The following is a 23,270-nucleotide window of genomic DNA, read 5'->3' as shown; positions in this document are numbered from 1 at the left end:
GCTCAGGCGTATTGAAGTCAATGCGCTTGGGGGGAGAAGTCGTAGTCATGGTGGAGTTGGCCAGATCATTCATGCGCACACCCTAGCGATCCTGTATGACAGAAAGATGACAATGCAGTGACGCAGCAAATCCGCCGCATAGCAGGGCTGGCAGCGGACAGAAAAATGAGGTTGCAGGAGCCGGCTGGCCGGCGCACCGGCCTTGAGCCTGGGTCGCCCTTTCGGGCGCTTTCGCCGCCCGGCCAACTCCTACGAAAACGAGAAGGTCCGGGGAGCCCGGACCTTCGGCGGCGACTTATGCGCCTTCTTTCAGGCCCAGGTCAGCCAGGGCCTTGGCGGCTACCTTGGCTGGCAGTGGGATGTAGCCGTCTTTGACCACTACTTCCTGACCCTGCTTGGACAGGACCAGTTTCACGAACTCGGCTTCCAGCGGGGCCAGAGGCTTGTTCGGGGCCTTGTTGACGTAAACGTAGAGGAAGCGCGACAGCGGGTACTTGCCGTTCAGGGCGTTTTCTTCGGTGTCTTCGATGAAGTCGCTGCTGCCTTTCTTGGCCAGGGCCACGGTCTTCACGCTGGCGGTCTTGTAGCCGATGCCCGAGTAGCCGATGCCGTTCAGCGAGGAGCTGATGGACTGCACCACCGACGCCGAACCAGGTTGTTCGTTGACGTTAGGCTTGTAGTCGCCTTTGCACAGGGCTTCTTCCTTGAAGTAGCCGTAGGTGCCGGATACCGAGTTGCGGCCGAACAGCTGAACCGGCTTGTTGGCCAGGTCGCCCTTCACGCCCAGGTCGCCCCAGGTCTTCACTTCTTCTTTAGCGCCACACAGACGAGTCGAGGAGAAGATCGCATCGACCTGTTCCATGGTCAGGTGCTGGATCGGGTTGTCCTTGTGCACGAACACCGCCAGGGCGTCCACGGCCACCGGGATAGCGGTTGGCTTGTAGCCGTACTTCTGCTCGAAGGCCGCCAATTCGGTGTCCTTCATCTTGCGGCTCATCGGGCCCAGGTTGGAGGTGCCTTCGGTCAGCGCGGGTGGCGCGGTGGCGGAGCCGGCGGCCTGAATCTGAATGTTGACGTTCGGGTATTCTTTTTTGTAGTTCTCGGCCCACAGGGTCATCAGGTTCGCCAAGGTATCGGAACCGACGCTGGACAGGTTGCCCGACACACCAGTGGTCTTGGTGTAGCTCGGGATAGCAGGGTCAACAGCGGCAACCGCGTGGGCAGTCGCAACGCCAGCGGCGACAAAGGTCATTGCCGCCATCAAACGCTTCAGTTTCATGCCTTACTCCTAGCAGATAGGGTGTGTTAAGTCGGGGCCAAGTATCTGTAGGCCGTGTGAACACTCTATGTCCGGAATATGACAATTAGATGAAAGGCCAGCACTCCTGAACGCAAGCGGGCCTTTCTTTATAGGGCGCTAAAACCTCTGTAGCCGCTGCCGCAGGCTGCGATCGACCCGCAGGGTCGCGACGCACTTCGGCGCACAGCAGGGCCTGCGCCCTGTCGCCGCCTGCGGCAGCGGCTAGAAGATGGCTAGGCTCAGCGGCCCTTGACCCACAGGTACAGCCCCACCAGCAGGCCGATGCCGCAAATGATTGCCACATAGTAGGCCGGGCCCATCGGGCTTTCCTTGAGCAGCCAGGTCACCACCATCGGCGTCAGGCCACCGAAGATCGCGTAGGCCAGGTTGTAGGAAAACGACAGGCCACTGAAGCGCACCACCGCCGGGAACGCCTTGACCATCACGTAGGGCACCGCGCCGATGGTGCCGACAAACAGGCCAGTCAGGGCATACATCGGGAACAGCCACTGCGGGTTGTCCAGCAGGCCGTGATAGAAGGTCCAGGAGGTGGCCAGCAGCAAGGCGCTGCCGAACACGAACACCTTGCCGGCGCCGAAACGATCCGCCAGAACCCCGGAGATCACGCAGCCCAGGCTGAGGAACACAATCGCCACGCTGTTGGCTTCCAGGGCGGTGATGGCCGGGAATTTATAGACCGTCTGCAGCACGGTCGGGGTCATCAGGATCACCACGATGATCCCGGCGGACAGCAGCCAGGTCAGCAGCATGGAAATCACGATGGCGCCGCGATGATCGCGCAGCACCGCGCGCAGCGGCAGCTCTTCGGCCAGGGCCTTGCGCTGCTGCAGTTCGGCGAACACCGGGGTTTCGTGCAGCAGGCGGCGCAGGTACACCGAGAACAGACCGAACACCCCACCCAGCAGGAACGGGATCCGCCAGGCGTAGTCGGCCACTTCCACCGGGGTATAGATGCTGTTGATGGCGGTGGCCACCAGCGAGCCCAGGAGAATCCCGGCGGTCAGGCCCGAGGTCAGGGTGCCGCAGGCATAGCCGATATGCCGCTGCGGCACGTGCTCGGAAACGAAGACCCAGGCGCCGGGCACTTCACCGCCGATGGCCGCGCCCTGGATCACCCGCATCAGCAACAGCAGGATCGGCGCCCACAGGCCGATCTGCGCGTAGGTCGGCAAGAGGCCCATGATCAGGGTCGGCACCGCCATCATGAAGATGCTCAGGGTGAACATCTTCTTGCGCCCCAGCAGGTCGCCGAAGTGGGCCATGACGATCCCGCCCAGGGGGCGGGCCAGGTAACCGGCGGCGAAGATGCCGAAGGTCTGCATCAGGCGCAGCCACTCGGGCATGTCCGCCGGGAAGAACAGCTTGCCGACCACGGTGGCGAAGAACACGAAGATGATGAAGTCGTAGAACTCCAGCGCCCCGCCCAGGGCGGACAGGGACAAGGTCTTGTAGTCACTACGGGTCAGCGGACGGGCGGGTTGCGCAGATTGCGCGGCGCTCGCAGGCACAGTGGTCATGGCAAGGGCTTCTCTTATTAGTCGGTTCTGGAAGCCGCAACAGCGCTGGTTGGGGCCTGGCAGGTTCGGCACGATAGCAAATTGTTCGAATGCGTACACAGCAGCGCACAAATGACTCACAAATTTGCGAACCGAGTGGGTCGTCGCGGAGTCTATCGACCGATATACTCGCAAACCTCGGAGCGCAAAGCCGCTCCTGGCAAGGGTTGCTGTGCGAAAACGCTGCTGCGCGCCCCAGTCCCTGGACAGTGCCAGTCGATTTCGCAGAGTTTCCCTTTAGCACGCCTTAGAAAGAACGTGACGAACGCAGTGTGTTCGGGCTGAATCGTTTTTCCTGAAGACGGCTATTCACCTGAAGTACCTAAGAAGCGTCACGGGTCAGAGGCCCCTCGGCATGATAGAGCTCGAACAAGAAGATCCAATCCCGCAAGGCGACCTGGCCCTGCAAATCACCGCCTTGCCCCGTGAAACCAACGGTTTTGGCGATATTTTCGGCGGCTGGCTGGTGGCGCAGATGGACCTGGCGGGCACCGCCATGGCCAGCCGCGTCGCCGGTGGCCGGGTGGCCACGGTGGCCATCGATCGCATGGCGTTCCTGGTGCCGGTAGCAGTGGGCGCGCAGCTGTCCTTCTATACCCAGACCCTGGAAATCGGCCGCAGCTCGATCCAGATGATGGTCGAAGTGTGGAGCGACGACCCGCTGTCCAGCGAATGGCGCAAGGTCACCGAGGCGGTGTTCGTGTTCGTCGCCATCGACGGCAGCGGCCGCACCCGCTCGGTCCCGCCCCGCGCACGTTAAACCTGGAGGCGGTCATGCGCGCCATGACCGCCCAAACCTTGCGAACGAGAACAGCAGCATGCCTACGCCCCAGGTCGAAACGGTCAAACTGGATGAACTGAACTGCTGGCGCATCCGCCACGGTGACGCCGAACTGCTGCTGGCCCAGCAAGGCGCGCACATCCTCAGTTATCAAGTGGCCGGGCAACCGCCGCTGATCTGGCTCAACGACGAGGCTGTGTTCAAAAGCGGCAAGAGCATCCGCGCCGGAGTGCCGGTGTGCTGGCCCTGGTTCGGCAACCTGGCGCGCAACCCGCAAAGCGTGCAGGCCATGCGCCAAAGTGCTGAACCGGCGCCGGCCCACGGCCTGGTACGCGCCACCGACTGGGAACTGCTGGGCATCGAAAGCGACGGCGACAGCCTGCTGGTGGAGCTGCGCCTGCCCTGCCCCGCTGACGGTTTTCCCGGCTGGCCCCATACAGTGGAACCGCGCCTGAGCATCCGCCTCGACCAGCAACTGCACATCAGCCTCAGCAGCCACAACCTGGGTACTGAAAGCGTGAGCATCAGCCAAGCGCTGCACAGCTACTTCGCGGTCAGCGATGTACGCAAGGTGCAGGTGGAGGGCGTGGATGGGCTGAACTACATCGAGACCCTGGAAGACTGGAAAACCAAGGTCCAAAGCGGCGCCCTGCACTTTAGCGGCGAGACTGATCGCATCTACCTGAACGTGCCGGCGCTGCTGGAGATCGTCGACCCCGAGTGGCAGCGGCGGATTCGCCTGAACAGCGCAGGCTCGCGCACTGCGGTGATCTGGAACCCCTGGATCGACCGCGCCGCGCAATTTGGCGACATGGCCGACGACGGCTGGCAGCGCATGCTGTGCATCGAAACCGCCAACGTGATGGACGACATCGTCACCCTGGCCCCCGGCGCCCGCCACACCCTGAGCGTGAGCATCAGCGCCGCCCCGCTCTGACCCGCGCTTGCGGCGATGGGCCCTGTGTTTAAGCCGGATGTGGCGAGGGAGCTTGCTCCCGCTGGAAGGCGCAGCCTTCCCAAGGCCTGAGTCCGCAGCCTGCCAGGCAGATCGCGGATTCAGGTCTTGCGGCCGCTACGCGCCCGAGCGGGAGCAAGCTCCCTCGCCACAACAGCCCTCCTGGCCGCAAATTCCTGACTGATCACCTGTCCCGATTACAGGTCCGACTCCTGCACCACCCGCACCTTCGCCGCATCCAGGGCGTAGGCCGCGTCGGCCAGGTCATTGCTGACCTTCTCGATCTTCAGGGTGCCGGTCACCCACAGCGGGGTGTAGATGTCATCCAGCTTCACGCCCTTGGGAAAGCGCACCAGCACCAGCTGGTTGGGCGGCGGTGGCGGCACGTGGATGCAGGCCCCCGGGTACGGCACCAGGAAGAACAGCGTGCTGCGCCCCTTGGCATCGGCTTCCAGCGGCACCGGATAGCCGCCCAGGCGAATCTGCTTGTCGTTCATCGCCGGCACGGTCTTGGTGGAATACATCACCGCCGGCAAGCCCTTGCTCTGCTTCAGGCCGCCCTTGTCGGTGAAGGTGCCATTGGCTTCGGGGGAGTTGTGGTCGATTTCCGGCATCTGCTCCAGGGCCTTCTGGTCCGACTTGGGCATCAGCTCCAGCCAGTCGGTTTCCGGCAGTTCGCCAGCGTGGGCCAGGCCGCAGCCCAGCAGAACAAAGGTCAATAGAAGACGGCGCATGAGAGGGTGGCTCGGTCAAAAAGAAAGGACGGAAAAAACCCGCGCATTCTAGTGCGCAACACGTCGGCTGCGTTGAAGTTTCAGATGAACAAAGGGGCTCCCCTCCGCCCGAGCGGCAGAGGGGGCTTGCAGGGGGGCATCAGCTTTTCTTGACGAAGCCGTAGATCACCAGCAGGACGATCGCGCCCACCAGTGCACCGATGAAACCGGCGCCCTGGCCCGCGTGGTAGATACCCAGCGCCTGACCGCCATAAGTGGCGGCGAAGGAGCCGGCGATGCCCAGCAGGATGGTCATGATCCAGCCCATGCTGTCGTCTCCCGGCTTGAGGAAACGCGCCAGCAGACCAACGATCAAGCCGATGAAAATGGTTCCGATAATGCCCATGGCTGTTCCTCTGTAAGGGGGGATCAAGCCAAAGCCTAGTCAGCGCTCTGGCCTCCCGCTATCAGAGATCGGCGGGAAACGAAGGTTCCCGCCAGCCGGTGGATTTGTTACTCGGCGATCAGCGCCTGCACCTTGAGGATCTGCGCTTGCAAGGTCGCCTGATCGGCGCAACGCAGGTTGGCGTGGCCAACCTTGCGCCCGGCCTTGAAGGCCTTGCCGTAGTGATGCAGGTGGCAGTCGTCGATGGCGATGACGTGGTCCACCGGCGGCACTTCGCCGATGAAGTTGATCATCGCGCTCTCACCCACCTTGGCGGTGGAGCCCAGAGGCAGCCCGGCCACCGCCCGCAGGTGGTTTTCGAACTGGCTGCACTCGGCGCCTTCAGTGGTCCAGTGCCCGGAGTTGTGCACCCGCGGAGCGATCTCGTTGGCCTTGAGGCCACCGTCCACTTCGAAGAACTCGAAAGCCATGACACCGACGTAATCCAGCTGCTTGAGCACGCGGCTGGAGTAGTCCTCGGCCAGGGCCTGCAACGGGTGGTCGCTGCTGGCCACCGACAGGCGCAGGATGCCGCTGTCGTGGGTGTTGTGCACCAGCGGGTAGAAACGGGTTTCCCCGTCGCGGGCACGCACGGCGATCAGCGAGACTTCGCCGGTGAAGGGCACGAAGCCTTCCAGCAGGCAGGGCACGCTGCCCAGTTCGGCGAAGGTGCCTTCGACATCGGCGGCGCTGCGCAGGACCTTCTGGCCCTTGCCGTCGTAACCCAGGGTGCGGGTCTTGAGCACGGCCGGCAGGCCGATGCGCGCCACGGCGGCGTCGAGATCCGCCTGGGACTGGATGTCGGCAAACTCCGGGGTAGGAATCCCCAGGTCCTTGAACATGCTCTTCTCGAACCAGCGATCGCGGGCGATGCGCAGGGCTTCGGCGCTCGGGTAGACCGGCACGAACTGCGAGAGGAAGGCCACGGTTTCCGCTGGCACGCTCTCGAATTCGAAGGTCACCAGGTCCACTTCATCGGCCAACTGGCGCAGGTGGTCCTGGTCGCCATAGTCGGCCCGCAGGTGTTCACCGAGGGCGGCGGCACAGGCGTCCGGCGCCGGGTCGAGGAAAGCGAAGTTCATTCCCAGCGGAGTCCCCGCCAGGGCCAACATGCGGCCCAACTGGCCGCCACCGATTACACCGATCTTCATCGTCAACAACCTCAGGCGACGCGCGGGTCTGGATTGTCCAGGACGCTGTCTGTCTGTTCAGCACGGAATTTTTTCAGCACCGCATGGAACTGCGGGTGCTTGGCGCCCAGGATGCTCGCCGAGAGCAAGGCCGCGTTGATCGCACCCGCCTTGCCGATGGCCAGGGTGGCCACGGGGATGCCGGCCGGCATCTGCACGATGGACAGCAGCGAATCCACGCCCGAGAGCATCGACGACTGCACCGGCACGCCCAGCACCGGCAGATGGGTCTTGGCCGCACACATGCCCGGCAAGTGCGCCGCGCCGCCGGCACCGGCGATGATCACCTCGATGCCACGCGCCTCAGCCTCTTCGGCGTACTGGAACAGCAGGTCCGGGGTACGGTGCGCGGAAACCACCTTCACCTCGTAAGGGATGCCGAGCTTTTCCAGCATATCGGCGGTGTGGCTAAGGGTGGACCAATCGGACTTGGAGCCCATGATCACGCCAACCAGTGCACTCATCGTCGTGCCTCTTCTCTCTGGGCGCCCGCGGGCGCGTCAAAAACAACAAGCCACGCGAAAATGCGTGGCTTGACTGTACGAATAATGGCCGGACGAACCGGCCGAAGGCCGCGCAGTATACCGAAAAAGGTGCGTTAAACGCACTTTCGCCGACCATCTGTCGAACAAAGTATTTCCGGCGCAAAACCCCGGTTTTATTGACTCTGAAGTCAGTCTCCCCGAACTGAAAACCCCTCGCCGCCTGACCAGATCCCTGTAGCCGCTGCCGCAGGCTGCGAACGACGGCGCAGCCGGCGCCAGAGCCATATCCCCAATCCTTCAGACGCTCCGCAGCGCCAGATTTGGCGGCCCCTGCAGCAACGGCAACAGACTCACGTGTTGCTGGCGCTCTGTGCAGCGGCGCCTTCCAGCTTGCGCCAGAGCAAGCGCACGTTGGCCTTGCGCACCAGGGCGCAGCGGTACAGGCGGATCTCCAGCGGCACATGCCATTGCGCGCCGCCGCACACCACCAACTCGCCCCGGGCCAGTTCGGCGCGCACGCTCAACTGCGGCACCCAGGCAATTCCCAATCCTTCCAGGGCCATGCTCTTGAGGCTGTCGGCCATGGCGGTTTCATAGACGGTGGTGAAACGCAGATTGCGCTGGCGCAGCAGCAGGTTCACCGAACGCCCGAGAAAGGCCCCGGCGCTGTAGGCCAGCAGCGGCACGCTGGATTCGCCTTCCAGGTCGAACAGCGGCTTGCCCTGAGGATCGGCGGCGCACACCGGCAGCATCTCGGTATGCCCCAGGTGCAGCGAGGGGAAGATTTCCGAGTCCATCTGCAAGGCCGCGTCCGGGTCGTAGAAGGCCAGCATCAGGTCGCAACCGCCTTCGCGCAGGGCGTGCACCGCATCACCGACGTTGGTGGCCACCAGCCGCGTGGCGATGTTCAGCCCTTCGTTGCGCAGTTGCGCGATCCAGCGCGGGAAGAAGCCCAGCGCCAGGGAGTGGGCTGCCGCCACCTGCATCACCTCACCCTGCCCGCCTTCCAGGTGGTGCAGGTGGCGCACCACCTCGCCAAGCTGTTCGACCACGGTGCGCGCGGTAACCAGGAACAACTGCCCCGCCGCCGTCAGTTCCACCGGCGTGCGCGAGCGGTTGACCAGGGTCAGGCCCAGGGCCGCTTCCAGACTGCGGATCCGCCGACTGAAGGCCGGCTGGGTCACGAAACGTCGCTCGGCAGCCTGGGAAAAGCTGCGGGTGGCGGCCAGGGCACTGAAGTCCTCAAGCCATTTGCTTTCCAGATTCATCACGTCCTCCCGGACACGCACCATTTTAGGTCACACGCTCGCCGGCAAAGCGGCGTCACACCGGCATTATGCCGAATATGCATAGCCCAGTGTTTAACAGCATTGGCCCAAAAATTCCCTTCGGCCTAGGATTCGCAGCGTTCCCGGCACAGACCGGGTCCCTACCGAGATGATCTCCGTCATGTCCTCCGCTGCATCTTTCCGCACAGAAAAAGACCTGCTTGGCGTACTCGAAGTACCGGCTCAAGCGTATTACGGCATCCAGACCCTGCGAGCGGTGAACAACTTCCGTCTCTCCGGCGTTCCGATTTCGCACTACCCAAAACTGGTCGTGGCCCTGGCAATGGTCAAGCAGGCAGCTGCTGACGCCAACCGCGAACTGGGTCATCTGAGCGAAGCCAAGCATGCGGCCATCAGCGAGGCCTGTGCCCGCCTGATCCGCGGCGACTTCCACGAAGAGTTCGTGGTGGACATGATTCAAGGCGGCGCTGGCACTTCGACCAACATGAATGCCAACGAAGTCATCGCCAACATCGCGCTGGAGGCCATGGGCCACAGCAAGGGCGAATACCAGTACCTGCACCCGAACAACGACGTGAACATGGCGCAGTCCACCAACGACGCCTACCCGACCGCGATCCGCCTGGGTCTGCTGCTCGGCCACGACGCCCTGCTGGCCAGCCTCGACAGCCTGATCCAGTCGTTCGCCGCCAAAGGTGAAGAATTCAGCCACGTCCTGAAAATGGGTCGTACCCAGCTGCAAGACGCCGTGCCGATGACCCTCGGCCAGGAATTCAAGGCCTTCGCCACCACCCTGAGCGAAGACCTGGCTCGCCTGAAGACCCTGGCGCCGGAAGTGCTGACCGAAGTCAACCTGGGCGGCACCGCTATCGGCACCGGCATCAACGCCGACCCGCGCTACCAGGCCCTGGCCGTACAACGCCTGGCCACCATCAGCGGCCAGCCGCTGGTACCGGCCGCCGACCTGATCGAAGCCACCTCCGACATGGGCGCCTTCGTGCTGTTCTCCGGCATGCTCAAGCGCACCGCGGTCAAGCTGTCGAAGATCTGCAACGACCTGCGCCTGCTGTCCAGCGGCCCACGCACCGGCATCAACGAAATCAACCTGCCAGCGCGTCAGCCCGGCAGCTCGATCATGCCTGGCAAGGTCAACCCGGTGATTCCGGAAGCGGTCAACCAAGTGGCGTTCCAGATCATCGGCAACGACCTGGCCCTGACCATCGCGGCCGAAGGCGGCCAGCTGCAACTGAACGTGATGGAGCCGCTGATCGCCTTCAAGATCTTCGACTCGATCCGCCTGCTGCAACGCGCCATGGACATGCTGCGCGAGCACTGCATCACCGGCATCACCGCCAACGAAGCCCGTTGCCGCGAACTGGTGGAGCACTCCATCGGCCTGGTCACCGCGCTGAACCCGTACATCGGCTATGAAAACGCCACCCGTATCGCCCGCATCGCCCTCGAAAGCGGCCGCGGCGTACTGGAACTGGTGCGCGAAGAAGGCCTGCTGGACGACGCCATGCTCGACGACATCCTGCGTCCGGAAAACATGATTGCCCCGCGTCTGGTTCCGCTGAAAGCCTAACCGCCGCGCCCCCGAAACACGCAACACCGCTCACCAGGTTGAGGGACTAGACACCTCTCACCTTTTGAGGGCTTGGAGATACGTCTCCAGGCCCTTTTTTTTGCCTGGAGAAAAGCAGAGATTGTCAGGCGATGCCGCCCAGCATCGAAGCAGAATCTCTTTGTTTTGTAGGGCAAATCCGAGAGAATCCCCCACGCCTTTGAGCGCCTTGTACCCCTTCGAATGATCAGGCAGTCTCCCGGTGCCGCTGCAAAATCAGCGGCCCGGATGTGGAAGTCTGGGATAAAGGACGTGCAGTCGTCTCATTCGAACACCCTTGCCGATCCGGCTTGGGTGAACTCGATCTATGGCGGCTGTGCGTAGGGCACCTTCGGGTGCGCCGGTTCCTTTAGCCCGGTCTTCCACACCTGCGCACGGCTGCCACCCTCTCATGTGGAAGTGAGATCCGGCGGTTTCTTAAATTGCTAAAGGAACCAGTCTCATGAAAAAGCTCGTCCCCGATCCACCCTTGCCCACCGATCGTCCGCGCCGCGACCCGGAGCTGGACCGCGCCAAAGCCAACCTGCTGGCCGCCTTGCACGGCACCCGCCATCGCCCCTTCGGCCTGCGCGACGCTCAAGGCCATCCACTGTTCGCCGTACAGCCCCAGGTGAATGCCGAAGACGCCCTGATGCACGTTTCCCTGCTGCTCAAATGCGCCGAGGAGGTGTCCGATGAAATCACCGAACGGGCCAGCGGCATCGAACGCGGGCTGATCTGGTCCATGGTGCATTCCGTGGAAATGGCCCGCGCCGTGGTGGACGCCCTGCTCGACGGCGCCCGCCCCGGCCCCTGACGGCCTGTAGCCGCTGCCGAGCTCGCGAGGCTGCGAAAAGGTCCGCAGGACCTTCAACGACCTTGAGAACCCTGCGTCCCTTCGGGCCGTTCGCAGCCTGCGGCAGCGGCTACACCCCCCAACCTGAACTGCGACCGCGACCTCATTTGTAGCCGCTACCGAGCCTGCGAGGCTGCGAACGGCACCGCAGGGGCCGCAAAACCTGCCAGCACACGCTGACTGCCCTACCCCACTCGCACATTCAACAAAGCCCCTATCCCCCCTGCCCAGCACCCGATTTGTCAGGGAATACCGCCCAGTGCCGGAGCCGTTTCGCTTTGTTTTGTAGGGCAAATCCGAGAGAATCCCCCACGCCTTTGAGCGCCTTGTACCCCTTCGAATGATCAGGCAGTCTCCCGGTGCCGCTGCAAAATCAGCGGCCCGGATGTGGAAGTTCGGACCTGGGTAAGCATGAGCGCTCATGAGCATGGCTCGACGCATTGTCGTCGGCATCGCTTTATGGCGGTTGTGCGCGGGACACCTTCGGGTGTGCTGGGTTACTCAGTCCCGGTCTTCCACACCCTCGCACAACTGCCACCCCTCATGTGGAAGTGAGCTCGGCAGTCCGTTAACTACTGAGTGAGTGACCGTCATGAAAAAGCTCGTCCCCGATCCACCCTTGTCCACCGATCATCCGCGCCGCGACCCGGAGCTGGACCGCGCCAACGCCAACCTGCTGGCCGCCTTGCACGGCACCCGCCATCGCCCCTTCGGCCTGCGCGACGCTCAAGGCCACCCGCTGTTCGCCGTGCAACCCCAGGTGAATGCCGAAGACGCGCTGATGCACGTTTCCCTGCTGCTCAAATGCGCCGAAGAGGTGTCCGATGAAATCACCGAACGGGCCAGCGGCATCGAACGCGGGCTGATCTGGTCCATGGTGCATTCCGTGGAAATGGCCCGCGCCGTGGTGGACGCCCTGCTCGACGGCGCCCGCCCCGGCCCCTGACGCCCTGTAGCCGCTGCCGAGCCCGCGAGGCTGCGAAAAGGTCCGCAGGACCTTCAGCGACCTTGAGAACCCCGCGGCCCTTCGGGCCGTTCGCAGCCTGCGGCAGCGGCTACAGGTTTTGCCCGGCGCGGTGGATAATCAGCCTCCCGCCGCAGCCGGCAATGAATATCAAGGCACCCTGTCGATGGACCCGACGCACACCCAGGCCCTGCAACAGCTACGCAAGCTGATCCCCATCGGCCTGCGCCATGCCCAGGCCTTGCTCGCCCGCTGCGCCAATAATCCGCAGCAAGCCGCCGAGCTCTACAAAGCCGAGCTGTTGCAGGTGCTGGTAGACAAATCCGGCCTGCCCGCCGAGCAAGCCCGGGAACACTTGCTCAACGCCGGTTACGACCTGAACCGCGCCCTGCACGCTATAGAAGAAGCGCGTTTCACCCTGACCCAGCGCATCCTGCGCAAGCACCACCGGGACCCGGGCCAGGCCCTGGACCTGATTGCCCTGGCCATCGAAACCGCCGAGCAGCTGCCGCGTCAGTACTGGCTGGATTTCGCAGCGCTGGAGCAACTGCCCCCGGCACTGCGCTGCTTCATGGTCCTGCACGAATGGCTGGCCTTCGAGGGCTGGGAAGGCTTCGACAGCGCCCTGCACTTTCATCTGCCCCAGGCCATCGCTCAGTTCAGGCTCCTGCATCTGGACGCCCTGGCGGACACCCTGGAGCAGGCCGATCAGCGCCAGCAGCAACTACGAGCCGCCCATGCCGAGGGCGAAAGCCCCATCGAGCTGGCCCTGAGCATCAACCAGGACCCGTTCTTCAACCGCTGCCAGGACCACTTCAACCAGCAGCGGCCGCAACTGGACGAGCGCCTGTACCAGTGGGTGGAGCAACATCTGAAGCAGTTTCCAGCCTGAACAGCCGCTTGGCGTTGGTGCACACGCCGCTGCTCACCACACCCCAGAAGCCGGTAGACTGCCGCCCTCACCGAACACGGACCTCGGATTCAGCCCCCATGGAATTGCACTACCGCATCACCCCCGCCCACACCGAAGCCTGGATTGCCGAACCGCTGAAGCAGGAATTGCTCAAGGATGATCAACAGCATGTCCGGGTCATGAGCACATTTGCCCGGTGGCAAAGCCGCTTGATCGGTCCCGTGATGTTCACCCTGTGTCTGATCGGCGGCTGCCTGTCGATCTATTTCCCCGAGCGGACCTTCACCCCGGAGAAGGTCATCGCCATGGTGGCGTTCGCCTTGATCTTCATCCCCCTGTGGTGGCGCTTTTCCGGACGCTGGATCAAGCACCTGCAAGCCCGGATTGCCGCCACCCCGATCAAACCCCAAGCGCCGCTGCGCGGCCTGAACCAGCGCTTGATCGAAGCCCGCCTGCGGGCGCCCTTGAAGGCTACCGAAGGCACTTACACCCTGACATTCGACGACCAGGGTTTCACCCTGAGCAAACTCCCACGCGCCAAGAGCAGCCTGACCTGGGAGCAGGTCGTGTACCTGCGTGAAGCGGCCCACTTCTATGACGTGGCCAGCGCCGAGATGCAGCGCAAGGGCCAGGCCTGCCGCATCGCCAAACACAGTGAACTGATGGACGACGAGGCATATCAGCAAGGGCTGCAAGCCTTTCTGAGCCATTGCCCGGTCGCGCCGTCCGCCACCTGATCAAGCTCCCCCAACGCGTCACAAACGGAATTTGCATGCACACATCAGCGTCCTCCCCCCGCCCGGCCCGTGCGCTGGCCATCCTCGGCACCGGCCACGCCCTGCCGCAGCGGGTGGTCACCAGTGCCGAGCTGGACCGCCAGCTCGGCCTGGAAGCCGGCAGCGTGGCGCGCATCAGCGGAGTGCAGCAGCGCCACGTCGCCGATCCTGCGGACACCGCCGCCAGCCTCGGTGCCAGTGCCGCGCGCCAGGCCCTGGACGCGGCGGGCCTGGCGCTGGATCAGCTGGACCTGATCGTCTGCGCCAGCGGCACCCAGGACCAGGGCATGCCCTGCAACGCCGCGCTGCTGCAACGGGAATTGGGCCTGGGGCAGTCGGGCATTCCGGCCATGGACATCAACGCCAGCTGCCTGGGCTTTATTGCCGCCCTGGACACCCTGTCCTGGCCGATCCAGGCCGGGCATTACCGGCGCGTGCTGCTGGTGTGCGCCGACATCGCCTCCTGCGGCCTGGACTGGCAGCAGGTGGAAGTCTGCGGCATCTTCGGCGACGGCGCGGCAGCGGTGGTGCTGGAGGCGGGCGACGGCGGCCCGAAGATCCTCGCCTCGCGCCTCAAGACCTACGCCGAAGGCGCCGCGCTGTGCCAGATCCCCGCCGGCGGTTCGCGCTTTCATCCGCGACGCATCCAGGTGCCCTTCGAGCCCCTGACCAGCTTCGCGATGCAGGGCAAAGGCGTGTTCCGCCTCGCCGCCAAGCACCTGCCGGACCTGATGGACGATCTGTTACTGCAAGCCGGGGTCTCCCTTGCGCAGATCGACTGGATCATCCCCCATCAAGCCAGCCAACAGGCCATGCAACATGCGGCCAAACGCCTGAGCCTGGGGCCGGAGAAAGTCATCGATATCTTTGCCCAGCATGGCAATCAGGTGGCGGCCTCCCTGCCCACCGCTCTGGATATCGCAGTGCGCGACGGGCGCATTCAACGCGGACAAACCCTGATGCTGATCGGCACCGGCGCGGGCCTGTCCCTCGGCGGCATGATCCTGGAGTTTTGATGAAGATCCTGGTCACCGGCGGCACCGGTTTTATCGGACGGCATCTGGTCTGGAAGCTGGCCGCCGAAGGCTGCGAGGTGCAGTTCAGCGGGCGCAACCCCGAGGCGGCGGCGCAAGTCATTGCCCACAGCCCGGCGCCCGTGCGCTGGCTACCCCTGGAGCACGGCAGCCCGTTGGCCAAACGCCTGCTGGCCGATGCCAGCCGCGAGCATGACGCCATCGTGCATTGCGCCGCCTTGTCTTCACCCTGGGGTTCGCCCCAGGCCTTCGCCCGGGCCAACCTCGACTCCACCGCCGAGGTGATCCACGCCTGCGGCAAGAACCGCATCCCGCGGCTGGTGCATATCTCCACCCCCAGCCTGTACTTCAACTTCAGTGATCGCCTGGGCATCCGCGAAGACCAGCCGCTGCCGCCACCGGTGAATGACTACGCCCGCAGCAAGGCCCAGGCCGAAACCCTGCTGGCAGACGCCAAGCTGCCCGAATGCGTGATCCTGCGCCCCCGGGCGGTGTTCGGCCCCTGGGACGCAACCCTGATGCCGCGCCTGCTGCGGGTGATGCAACGGGGGGCGATTCCGCTGATGCGCGGCGGCCAGGCACAGCTGGACCTGACCTGCGTCGACAATCTGGTGCACGCGGTGTGGCTGGCGCTGACCCGGCCCCTGCCGCGCCCGCTGTGCGTGTACAACCTGAGCAATGGCACACCCCTGGCCTTCAAGGACCTGCTGCAACAGATGGCCGAGCACTTCCGCCTGCCCCTGCGCACCCGTCGCCTGCCCTGGCCTCTGGTGCACGGCGTGGCGCGCCTGCTGGAGCTCAAGGCACGGCTGGGCAACGGCGCCGAACCCTTGATTACCCGCTACGGCGCAGGCGTCCTGGCCTTCAGTCAGACCCTGGACATCAGCGCCATCCAGCGCGAGCTGGGCTATCGCCCGGTGATCAGCCAGGACCGGGGCATTGCCCAGCACGCCCAATGGTGGTTGGCCCAACAGAGACAAAAACCATGAGCCGCAGCGTCAGCTTGAAGATCCTCCGGGCCGGCTGGTGCCAGCATCTGGAATGCATGGCCGACCGTGGCGGGCGCCTGGCGCCGGTGCAATTTCCGGCACTGTGCGGGCTGATCCAGCACCCGGACCACGGCTGGATTTTGTACGACACCGGCTACGCCGAACACTTCTTCCAGGCCACCCGCGCCCTGCCCGAGCGCCTGTACCGCAGCGCAGTGCCGGTGCAGTTGCCGGTGGTCGAGCAATTGGGCGCGCAGCTGCATGAGTTGGGCATCGGCCCGGGGGATATCCGCCATGTGATCATTTCCCACTTCCACGCCGACCATATCGCCGGGCTGCGGGATTTTTCCAATGCGCGCTTTATCGCTCTGGAAGCCGATTACCGGCATATCGACAGCCTGCGCGGCCAGCGTTGGCGCGCCACCCTTGGCGGCCATCTGCCGGGCTTGCTGCCGGACGACTTCAGCACCCGCCTGCGCCTGGCCGAAGCCAGCCCCAGCTGTGCGCTGCCAAGCTGGATGGCGCCCTTCGAGCAAGGCCTGGACCTGTTCGGCGATGGCAGCCTGATCGGCGTGCCGCTGCCAGGGCACAGCAAAGGCCAACTGGGCCTGTTCATCCCCGACGCCCAGGGCCGGCCGGTGTTCCTGGTGGCCGACGCCTGCTGGTCGGTGCCGGCCTGCCGCGCCGAGCGCCTGCCGGCCGCCCCGGCGCTGTGGTTTGCAAGCGCCGACCGTCAGCAATATGTGCGCACCTACAGCGGTCTGGGCCAGTTGATCCGCCGCGAACCGGCGGTGGCAGTGCTGCCGTCCCATTGCACCCAGGCCTGGGAGGCCTTCGCCAATGAACAGTGAGCGCCTGCTGGGCACCCTGCGCAGCATCGGCGCCTTCGTGTTCAGCCGCTACGTCCTACGCTTTCGCCGTCGTGAGCGGCTGGAAGCCTGGCAGGCCCGACGCCTTAAGCACTTCATGGGCAAAATCATGCCCCGTGGCCAGCGCTTCAACGGGCTGACCCACGACGGCCTGCACAGCTTGCCGATCATGGACAAGGCAGCACTGATGAGCGACTTCGCCGCCTTCAACACCCGCGCCCTGAGCCTGGAGCAGGTGTTGCCGGTAGCTCTGCAGGCCGAGCGTTCCCGGGACTTCAGCCCGACCCTGGGCGACATCACCGTGGGCCTGTCCAGCGGCACCTCGGGGGCCCAGGGGGTGTTCCTGGTCAGCAGCGTGGAACGCCAGCGCTGGGCCGGCATCCTGCTGGCGCGCACACTGCCCCGGGCGCTGCTGCCGCGGCTGCTGTGCCCCTGGCTGGCGCCGCTGCGCATCGCCTTCTTCCTGCGGGCCAATAGCCGCCTGTACACCACCCTGGCCAGCCGCCGCATCGACTTCGCCTTTCATGACCTGACCCTGGGCCTGACCGCCTCCCTGCAACACCTGAACCAGCAGAACCCGGACGTGCTGGTGGCCCCGGCCACGGTGCTGCGGGGGCTGGCCCAGGCGGCCCTGGCCGGGCAGCTGACGATCCGCCCACGGCACATCCTGTCGGTGGCCGAAGTGCTGGAAAGCACCGACGCCGAGCTGGTGCAGCAAGCCTTCGGGCGCAAGCCGCAGCAGATCTATCAGGCCAGTGAAGGCTTTCTCGGCTACACCTGCGAGGCCGGCACCCTGCACCTGAATGAAAGCCACCTGCATATCGAACCGCAATGGCTGGACCCTGAGCGCACGCGCTTCCAGCCGATCATCACCGACTTTTCCCGGCGTACGCAGTTGATCGTGCGTTATCGCCTCAACGACATTCTGCGGGTCGCCAGCGCGCCCTGCCCCTGTGGCCGTGCGGAGCGGGCCATCGCCGCGGTGGAAGGCCGCGCCGACGAGATCCTCTGGCTGCCGCGGCTCGACGGCCAGCAGCTGGCGCCGCTCTATCCCGATGTGTTGCGCCGGGCCCTGCTGATGCTGGGGGCGGAACTGGAGGAGTACCAGATCCAGCAGCGCGGGCTGCTCTGGCAGGTCAACCTGCGTGCCTCGGGCGACTACCACGGGCTGTGCCAGCGCTTGCGCGAAGCCCTGGCCGAACTCTGCGCGCAACAAGGGCTGCAGACGCCGCAGCTGAGCTTCGGCCACTGGCAGGCACCGCCGCCACAGACGAAAAGACGCCGTCTGCTGATGCTGCAACTTCCCGAGGGACTGCCATGCGTGTACTGATTCTCGGCGCCCGGGCCCCGGCCTGCCTGGAGTGGGCCCGGGCCTTTGGCCAAGCCGGCTGGACGGTGACCGTGGCCGATTCCCTGGCCCAGCCCCTGAGCCGTTTCAGCCGCGCCGCCGAGCACTTCGTGCGCCTGCCAGAACCCCGCCACGACCCGGATGCCTGGATCGATGCCCTGGCCGGGGTCATCCGCCAACAGGCCATCGACCTGCTGCTGCCAACCTGCGAAGAAGTGTTCTACCTGGCCCACGGCCTGGAGCGCTTGCGGCCTTTGTGCCGGGTGTTCACCAGCGACTTCGAGCTGCTGCACCGCCTGCATCACAAGGGCGATTTCGCCGCCATGACCCAGGGCTGGGACGTGGCCGCGCCGCCAACCCAAGTGCTGCATGACCCGGCCGCGCTGCAAGCGCTGGCGGCGGAGCACGACGCCCTGGTGTTCAAGCCGGCCTATTCGCGCTTCGCCTCCCAGACCCTGATCCGCCCGAGCCCGGCGCAACTGGCCAAGGTCCGGCCCAGTAGCGATGCGCCCTGGGTGGCCCAGCAGTTCGTCCCCGGCCAGGAATACTGCAGCTTCAGCGTGCTGGTGGACGGCCAGTTGCGCGCCCACAGCAGCTACCAGCCGCGCTACCGGGTCGGGCGCGGCTCGGGGATCTACTTCCACAGCTGTGCCCCAGCGCCGATTCGCGCCTTTCTGGAGCAGTTCGGCCGGGCCACCGGCTACACCGGGCAAGTGGGTTTTGACTTTATCGAGGACCAGCAGGGCCGCTTCCACGTGCTGGAATGCAACCCCAGGGCCACCAGCGGCGTGCACCTGTTCGACGATCAGCGGGTGCAACTGGTGGCAGCGCTGGGCAGCGAAACCGACGCAACGCTGGAGGCGACCCTGGAACCGCGGATGATCGCCCTGGCCATGCTGCTTCTGGCGGCGCCGCAACGGGCCTTGAGCCGCACGTTCTGGCACGACTACCAACAAGCCCGGGACGTGATCGTGCAGGACGGCGATCGCGGCCCGCTGACCGCCCAACTGCTGAGCCTGAGCGAGATCATCGGCCGCGCCCTGACCCGCCGTTGCGGGCTGCTGGCCGCCTCCACCGCCGATATCGAATGGAACGGCCAGCCCCTGTGAGCACCGCGCCCATGAAGCTGCTGCTGCCCGAGCAACTGGCCCTGGAGCCCCCGAGCGCTGGCGACAGCCACGCCCGGCAGTACGTGCGCACCTGCGCCGGCGGCGCGCTGATCGGCAACGTCAGCACCGCCCTGGCCCTGCTGGACACCGGCCATCATCAGTTCCCCGTGAGCATCAACCACGGCCACGACCCTGTGGATAACTGCTACGTGGTGTCGCCGCAAACCGCCTACAGCGGCTACGCCCGGGAAGAACTACAGCGTCTGCAACGGCCCTGGCTGGCCTGGCCGCTGAAGCTGTTGACCCAGGGCGTGGACCGGCTGCTGAGCGCGGCCAAGGTCGACCGTTTGGTGCAGGTCAATAACTGGCTGTTGTCGACCAACCTCTACCCCGCCGATTGGGATGGTTCGGATTTGCCGGCGATCACCGAACTGCTGCGCCGGCAGTTTCCCGACCACGGCTTTGGCTTTCGCTCGCTCAACGACTTCAGCAACCGCGCACTGCGCAAGCGCCTGCAAGCCCTGGGCTACCTGGCGATTCCCAGCCGCCAGGTGTACCTGTTCGACGGCCGCGAGGGCGAGAATTCCGCCTTCCTGCGTCACCACAACACCCGCCTGGACGCCACCCTGCTGCGCCGCAGTCCGTATACGGTGGTGCCCGGCAGCGAGCTTAACGAGGCCGACTTCCAGCGCATCGAGCAGCTGTACAACCTGCTGTACCTGGACAAATACAGCCGCCTCAACCCCCACTACAGCGCCCAATGGCTGCAACGCGGGCAGGCCGAAGGCTGGCTGGAGGTGCGCGCCCTGCGCAACGCCGAAGGGCGCATCGACGGCGCCCTGGGCTGGTTCGCCAACAGCGCGCTGATCAGCACCCCCATCGTCGGCTACGACACCGCCCTGCCCCAGCGCGCCGGCCTGTACCGGCAACTGACCAGGCTGTGCCTGCAAGAGGCGGTGAACCGCCGTCAGGTGCTCAACTTCAGCTCCGGCGCCGCCGCCTTCAAGCGCCTGCGGGGCGGTGAGCCGCAGATCGAATACAGCCTGATCCACGTCGCCCACCTGCCCTGGTCGCGGCACCTGGTGTGGCAACTGATGGGCCTGCTGCTGCAACGGATCGGCGTACCACTGATGAGGAAGCTCAAATTGTGAACACTCACGCGGGCTGGTGGCCCGTCGCCCTGAGCCGGCACCTGCACAAGCAGCCCCTGGCCTGCACCCTGCACGGCGTGCCGCTGGTGCTGTTTCGCGATGCCAACGGCGCCGCCGCGGTGCTGCCGGACCGCTGCCCCCACCGCTTTGCGCCGCTGAGCGCCGGGCGGGTGCGTGACGGGCAGCTCCAGTGTCCCTACCACGGCTGGCGCTTCGACCCCCAGGGCCGCTGCACCCAGTTGCCCGGCCAGGAGCAGCAGCGGTGCAGCCAGCCCTTGCTGCAACCCGTGCACAGCTGCGAAACCCAGGGGCTGGTATGGGCCAGCCTCGCCAGCGAGCGGCCGCATGCGCCGCCGGTGGCCGCCGCCGAGCAGGCCCAGGCGCTGGATGTGTTCTGGATCAGCGACCGGGTGCAGTGCAGCTTGCAGGACGCCGCGGAGAACTTCCTCGACGGCTTCCACACCCATTTCGTGCACGCCGGCTGGATTCGCCACGATCGCCAACGCCAGCGCATTCACGCCTGGGTGCATCAGCTGGACGACGGGGTTGAAGCGCAGTACAGCGAAGAAGGCACCCAATCCGGGCTGATATCGCGGCTGTTCGAAGGCGAACGCGGCATCAGCATGGGGCGCTTTCGCCTGCCGGGGCTGGCGGAAATCGAATACCGCGACAGCCAGGGCCGGCTCAACCTGCTGGTCAGCGCCTGGCTGAGCCCGGCCGCCGAGGGCCAACTGCGGCTGTTCGCGCGCATCGCCACGGCCCGTGGCCGCACGCCGGGCTGGCTCAAGCGCGGCGTGCTGCAGCCCTTGTTCAAGGTGATCCTCAAGCAGGACCGGCAGATCCTCGAACAGGTCAGCGCCAACCAGCAGCGCTTTGCCCGGGTGCCGCTGCGCTGGCAGCGGCCCACCCCTCTGGACAGCTCGCTGGATCTGCTGGGGCCGTGGATCCGGCAGTTGCTGGAGCAGGGGGAACTGAAGGATTTCCAAGAGCGCCGAGAGCAATTCTGGCTGTAATCCCGAGCCGGCTTGCCGGCGAACAAGCCCTCAAGACGGCCACCGCTCAAACGGGCCCCTTCGCTGGCAAGCCAGCTCCTACGGCTTGGCGGCGATTTCGAGGGGATGATGCGGGCCTCTGCTCGCGGGGCTTTGCGGGCCGTGACAAGAACCGTTTCAGCCTCCCGCCCGACCTGCCGTTCCTCGGCTCGACGCGCAACATGCAGACGGCGAGCCCGCGCACCGGTATAGTGCGCCCCCTCTTCACGTGGACAGCCGTCGGTAACGAGGCTCAACCCCACGGGAAACCCGAACTAATAACAACCCGCGAAATATAGAACCGGGACGAACGCTCGCCCCACCGCCTTGCCGTGCGTGCAATCAGCGGTGTAACAGAATGTTTCCGTCCGCTCTGCTTTTGCCTACACAAAAAACAGCGAGGAATAATCCATGCTCGAAGTCATCAACGACTTCCTCTCAGGGAAAGTACTGATCGTGCTCATTGTCGGGCTCGGCAGCTACTTCACGATCCGCTCGCGTTTCGTTCAATTGCGCCATTTCCTCCATATGTTCGCGGTGTTCCGCGACAGCCTGAAAAGCAGCGGCGGCCAGCTCAGCTCGTTCCAGGCGCTGATGCTCAGCCTCGCCGGCCGAGTGGGCGCGGGCAACATCGCCGGCGTCGGCATCGCCGTGACCCTGGGTGGCCCGGGCGCGGTGTTCTGGATGTGGGTGACCGCGCTGGTCGGCATGTCCAGCAGCTTCTTCGAATGCACCCTGGCCCAGGTCTACAAGCGCGCCGACGGCGACGGCCTGTACCGTGGTGGCCCGGCCTACTACATCCAGCACGGCCTGAAGCTCAAAGGCATGGCGGTGGTGTTCTCGATCCTGCTGCTGGTCACCTACGGCTTCGCCTTCATCGGCCTGCAGTCCTACACCGTGACCCACTCGCTGCAGGACGCCTTTGCCTTCGCCCCAAGCCACACCGGCATCGTCCTGGCGGTGCTGCTGGCCATCACCTTCATCGGCGGCATCAAGCGCATCGCCGCAGTGTCCGACCTGCTGGTGCCGGTCAAGACCCTGGCCTACATCGCCGTGACCCTGTACGTAATCGGCACCCAGATCGAACACGTACCGGCCATGCTGGAAACCATCATCAAGAGCGCCTTCGGCCTCGACCCGGCCTTCGGCGGCCTGCTCGGCAGCGCCATCGTCATGGGCGTGAAGCGTGGCGTGTTCGCCAACGAAGCGGGCCTGGGCAGCGCGCCTAACGTGGCCGCGGTGGCTGCAGTGAAGCACCCGGGCGCCCAGGGCGTGGTCCAGGCGTTCAGCGTGTTCCTCGACACCTTCGTGATCTGCACCTGCACCGCGCTGCTGATCCTGCTGTCGGGCTTCTACACCCCGGGCTTCGAAGGCGACGGCATCGTCCTGACCCAGAACTCGCTGGCCGCCGTGGTCGGTGACTGGGGCCGCCTGTTCGTCAGCGTCGCGCTGTCGTTGTTCGTCTTCACCTGCATCCTCTACAACTACTACCTGGGCGAGAACAGCCTGCAGTTCCTCACCCGCAACCGCGCCGTGCTGATGCTGTTCCGCGGCCTGGTGCTGGCGCTGGTGGTCTGGGGTTCGATGCAGGACCTCTCGACCGTGTTCGCCTTCGCCGACATCACCATGACCTGCCTGGCCTTCGTCAACCTGGTGGCCCTGGCCATGCTGTTCAAGGTCGGCCTGCGGGTGATGCGCGACTACGACGAGCAGCGCCGCGCCGGCGTCGACCAGCCGGTGTTCGACTCGCGCAAATTCGCCGATCTGGACCTGGACCTGAAGGCCTGGCCTGCCGAACCTTCGGCCGCCACCCAGGCCGAGCCGCAAGGCGTGCCCGCAGCGCAACGCTGACGGGTGAACGACGGGCGCGTCCTCTGCGCCCGTCGGTTACA

22 protein-coding genes are annotated in these 23,270 nt (G+C 65.2%); 15 read left to right on the top strand and 7 right to left on the bottom strand.

What is annotated here, in order from left to right; all coding sequences use genetic code 11:
- Positions 1-295: 295 nt before the first annotated feature.
- Complete coding sequence (locus GWQ44_RS06260) at positions 296-1,279, bottom strand: phosphate ABC transporter substrate-binding protein PstS (RefSeq protein WP_016964962.1); 984 nt, start codon at positions 1,277-1,279, stop codon at positions 296-298.
- A gap of 260 nt (positions 1,280-1,539) precedes the next feature.
- Positions 1,540-2,829: an MFS transporter gene (locus tag GWQ44_RS06255; protein ID WP_177435115.1), complete on the bottom strand. Its 1,290-nt coding sequence runs from the start codon at positions 2,827-2,829 to the stop codon at positions 1,540-1,542.
- 403 nt (positions 2,830-3,232) lie between these two features.
- On the opposite strand from GWQ44_RS06255, the gene GWQ44_RS06250 reads away from it, so the two are divergent.
- Positions 3,233-3,637, top strand: a complete 405-nt coding sequence (locus GWQ44_RS06250) for an acyl-CoA thioesterase (RefSeq protein ID WP_003229628.1) — start codon at positions 3,233-3,235, stop codon at positions 3,635-3,637.
- Positions 3,638-3,695: 58 nt separating this feature from the next.
- Complete coding sequence (locus tag GWQ44_RS06245) at positions 3,696-4,595, top strand: D-hexose-6-phosphate mutarotase (protein WP_275926897.1); 900 nt, start codon at positions 3,696-3,698, stop codon at positions 4,593-4,595.
- Between the two features lie 215 nt (positions 4,596-4,810).
- On the opposite strand, the gene GWQ44_RS06240 is transcribed toward GWQ44_RS06245, so the two are convergent.
- The 5 genes from GWQ44_RS06240 to GWQ44_RS06220 form a co-directional block, all read right to left on the bottom strand.
- Complete coding sequence (locus GWQ44_RS06240; protein WP_060841768.1) at positions 4,811-5,347, bottom strand: DUF3299 domain-containing protein; 537 nt, start codon at positions 5,345-5,347, stop codon at positions 4,811-4,813.
- Between the two features lie 139 nt (positions 5,348-5,486).
- Complete coding sequence (locus GWQ44_RS06235) at positions 5,487-5,732, bottom strand: GlsB/YeaQ/YmgE family stress response membrane protein (RefSeq protein ID WP_016967062.1); 246 nt, start codon at positions 5,730-5,732, stop codon at positions 5,487-5,489.
- A gap of 107 nt (positions 5,733-5,839) precedes the next feature.
- The gene (locus GWQ44_RS06230) at positions 5,840-6,922 is read right to left on the bottom strand and encodes a 5-(carboxyamino)imidazole ribonucleotide synthase (protein ID WP_016967061.1); all 1,083 of its coding nucleotides are present in this window, start codon (positions 6,920-6,922) and stop codon (positions 5,840-5,842) included.
- A gap of 11 nt (positions 6,923-6,933) precedes the next feature.
- Positions 6,934-7,425: a 5-(carboxyamino)imidazole ribonucleotide mutase gene (purE, locus tag GWQ44_RS06225; RefSeq protein WP_016967060.1), complete on the bottom strand. Its 492-nt coding sequence runs from the start codon at positions 7,423-7,425 to the stop codon at positions 6,934-6,936.
- A 371-nt stretch (positions 7,426-7,796) separates the two neighbouring features.
- Positions 7,797-8,714, bottom strand: coding sequence for a LysR substrate-binding domain-containing protein (locus GWQ44_RS06220; RefSeq protein ID WP_016967059.1), 918 nt, complete (start codon positions 8,712-8,714; stop codon positions 7,797-7,799).
- 181 nt (positions 8,715-8,895) lie between these two features.
- On the opposite strand from GWQ44_RS06220, the gene aspA reads away from it, so the two are divergent.
- The 13 genes from aspA to GWQ44_RS06155 all read left to right on the top strand — a co-directional run bounded on the left by aspA (position 8,896) and on the right by GWQ44_RS06155 (position 23,229).
- Positions 8,896-10,320 carry an aspartate ammonia-lyase gene (gene aspA, locus GWQ44_RS06215; RefSeq protein ID WP_016967058.1) on the top strand — a complete coding sequence of 475 codons (1,425 nt, stop codon included), beginning with the start codon at positions 8,896-8,898 and terminating at the stop codon, positions 10,318-10,320.
- Between the two features lie 481 nt (positions 10,321-10,801).
- Complete coding sequence (locus tag GWQ44_RS06210) at positions 10,802-11,155, top strand: DUF3077 domain-containing protein (RefSeq protein ID WP_275926896.1); 354 nt, start codon at positions 10,802-10,804, stop codon at positions 11,153-11,155.
- 631 nt (positions 11,156-11,786) lie between these two features.
- Positions 11,787-12,140 (top strand): DUF3077 domain-containing protein, encoded by a 354-nt coding sequence (locus GWQ44_RS06205; protein ID WP_275926895.1) that lies wholly within the window; start codon positions 11,787-11,789, stop codon positions 12,138-12,140.
- A 184-nt stretch (positions 12,141-12,324) separates the two neighbouring features.
- Entirely contained in the window at positions 12,325-13,050 is a 726-nt protein-coding gene (locus tag GWQ44_RS06200) for a hypothetical protein (RefSeq protein WP_275926894.1), read from the top strand.
- A gap of 98 nt (positions 13,051-13,148) precedes the next feature.
- Complete coding sequence (locus GWQ44_RS06195; RefSeq protein WP_179599063.1) at positions 13,149-13,808, top strand: hypothetical protein; 660 nt, start codon at positions 13,149-13,151, stop codon at positions 13,806-13,808.
- Positions 13,809-13,843: 35 nt separating this feature from the next.
- A complete protein-coding gene (locus tag GWQ44_RS06190) occupies positions 13,844-14,863 on the top strand; it encodes a beta-ketoacyl-ACP synthase 3 (RefSeq protein WP_275926893.1) in 1,020 nt (339 codons plus the stop codon).
- Positions 14,863-15,870 carry an NAD(P)-dependent oxidoreductase gene (locus tag GWQ44_RS06185; protein ID WP_275926892.1) on the top strand — a complete coding sequence of 336 codons (1,008 nt, stop codon included), beginning with the start codon at positions 14,863-14,865 and terminating at the stop codon, positions 15,868-15,870. The genes GWQ44_RS06190 and GWQ44_RS06185 overlap by 1 nt, the downstream gene beginning before the upstream one ends.
- Positions 15,867-16,721 (top strand): MBL fold metallo-hydrolase, encoded by an 855-nt coding sequence (locus GWQ44_RS06180; protein WP_275926891.1) that lies wholly within the window; start codon positions 15,867-15,869, stop codon positions 16,719-16,721. The genes GWQ44_RS06185 and GWQ44_RS06180 overlap by 4 nt, the downstream gene beginning before the upstream one ends.
- Entirely contained in the window at positions 16,711-18,069 is a 1,359-nt protein-coding gene (locus GWQ44_RS06175) for a F390 synthetase-related protein (RefSeq protein WP_275926890.1), read from the top strand. Before GWQ44_RS06180 ends, GWQ44_RS06175 begins: the two co-directional genes overlap by 11 nt.
- The gene (locus GWQ44_RS06170) at positions 18,057-19,196 is read left to right on the top strand and encodes an ATP-grasp domain-containing protein (protein WP_275926889.1); all 1,140 of its coding nucleotides are present in this window, start codon (positions 18,057-18,059) and stop codon (positions 19,194-19,196) included. The genes GWQ44_RS06175 and GWQ44_RS06170 overlap by 13 nt, the downstream gene beginning before the upstream one ends.
- On the top strand, positions 19,193-20,347 hold the full coding sequence (locus tag GWQ44_RS06165) for a hypothetical protein (protein WP_275926888.1): 1,155 nt from the start codon (positions 19,193-19,195) through the stop codon (positions 20,345-20,347). The genes GWQ44_RS06170 and GWQ44_RS06165 overlap by 4 nt, the downstream gene beginning before the upstream one ends.
- Positions 20,344-21,360 carry a Rieske 2Fe-2S domain-containing protein gene (locus tag GWQ44_RS06160; protein WP_275926887.1) on the top strand — a complete coding sequence of 339 codons (1,017 nt, stop codon included), beginning with the start codon at positions 20,344-20,346 and terminating at the stop codon, positions 21,358-21,360. Before GWQ44_RS06165 ends, GWQ44_RS06160 begins: the two co-directional genes overlap by 4 nt.
- A gap of 429 nt (positions 21,361-21,789) precedes the next feature.
- Positions 21,790-23,229, top strand: coding sequence for an alanine/glycine:cation symporter family protein (locus GWQ44_RS06155; RefSeq protein ID WP_016967122.1), 1,440 nt, complete (start codon positions 21,790-21,792; stop codon positions 23,227-23,229).
- The last annotated feature ends 41 nt before the right edge of the window (positions 23,230-23,270 follow it).

Source organism: Pseudomonas sp. 3MA1, assembly GCF_029237275.1.
Lineage (GTDB): Bacteria > Pseudomonadota > Gammaproteobacteria > Pseudomonadales > Pseudomonadaceae > Aquipseudomonas > Aquipseudomonas fluorescens_AP.
Note: the sequence above shows the minus strand (reverse complement) of the source record. Positions and strands in the feature narration are given on the sequence as shown.

Excerpts from the sequence above, each read along its gene's own strand:
- GWQ44_RS06260 (WP_016964962.1), bottom strand. The coding sequence starts at position 1,279 with ATGAAACTGAAGCGTTTGATGGCGGCAATGACCTTTGTCGCCGCTGGC.
- GWQ44_RS06250 (WP_003229628.1), top strand. The coding sequence starts at position 3,233 with ATGATAGAGCTCGAACAAGAAGATCCAATCCCGCAAGGCGACCTGGCC.
- GWQ44_RS06245 (WP_275926897.1), top strand. The coding sequence starts at position 3,696 with ATGCCTACGCCCCAGGTCGAAACGGTCAAACTGGATGAACTGAACTGC.
- GWQ44_RS06240 (WP_060841768.1), bottom strand. The coding sequence starts at position 5,347 with ATGCGCCGTCTTCTATTGACCTTTGTTCTGCTGGGCTGCGGCCTGGCC.
- GWQ44_RS06235 (WP_016967062.1), bottom strand. The coding sequence starts at position 5,732 with ATGGGCATTATCGGAACCATTTTCATCGGCTTGATCGTTGGTCTGCTG.
- GWQ44_RS06230 (WP_016967061.1), bottom strand. The coding sequence starts at position 6,922 with ATGAAGATCGGTGTAATCGGTGGCGGCCAGTTGGGCCGCATGTTGGCC.
- purE (WP_016967060.1), bottom strand. The coding sequence starts at position 7,425 with ATGAGTGCACTGGTTGGCGTGATCATGGGCTCCAAGTCCGATTGGTCC.
- GWQ44_RS06220 (WP_016967059.1), bottom strand. The coding sequence starts at position 8,714 with ATGAATCTGGAAAGCAAATGGCTTGAGGACTTCAGTGCCCTGGCCGCC.
- aspA (WP_016967058.1), top strand. The coding sequence starts at position 8,896 with ATGTCCTCCGCTGCATCTTTCCGCACAGAAAAAGACCTGCTTGGCGTA.
- GWQ44_RS06210 (WP_275926896.1), top strand. The coding sequence starts at position 10,802 with ATGAAAAAGCTCGTCCCCGATCCACCCTTGCCCACCGATCGTCCGCGC.
- GWQ44_RS06205 (WP_275926895.1), top strand. The coding sequence starts at position 11,787 with ATGAAAAAGCTCGTCCCCGATCCACCCTTGTCCACCGATCATCCGCGC.
- GWQ44_RS06200 (WP_275926894.1), top strand. The coding sequence starts at position 12,325 with ATGGACCCGACGCACACCCAGGCCCTGCAACAGCTACGCAAGCTGATC.
- GWQ44_RS06195 (WP_179599063.1), top strand. The coding sequence starts at position 13,149 with ATGGAATTGCACTACCGCATCACCCCCGCCCACACCGAAGCCTGGATT.
- GWQ44_RS06190 (WP_275926893.1), top strand. The coding sequence starts at position 13,844 with ATGCACACATCAGCGTCCTCCCCCCGCCCGGCCCGTGCGCTGGCCATC.
- GWQ44_RS06185 (WP_275926892.1), top strand. The coding sequence starts at position 14,863 with ATGAAGATCCTGGTCACCGGCGGCACCGGTTTTATCGGACGGCATCTG.
- GWQ44_RS06180 (WP_275926891.1), top strand. The coding sequence starts at position 15,867 with ATGAGCCGCAGCGTCAGCTTGAAGATCCTCCGGGCCGGCTGGTGCCAG.
- GWQ44_RS06175 (WP_275926890.1), top strand. The coding sequence starts at position 16,711 with ATGAACAGTGAGCGCCTGCTGGGCACCCTGCGCAGCATCGGCGCCTTC.
- GWQ44_RS06170 (WP_275926889.1), top strand. The coding sequence starts at position 18,057 with ATGCGTGTACTGATTCTCGGCGCCCGGGCCCCGGCCTGCCTGGAGTGG.
- GWQ44_RS06155 (WP_016967122.1), top strand. The coding sequence starts at position 21,790 with ATGCTCGAAGTCATCAACGACTTCCTCTCAGGGAAAGTACTGATCGTG.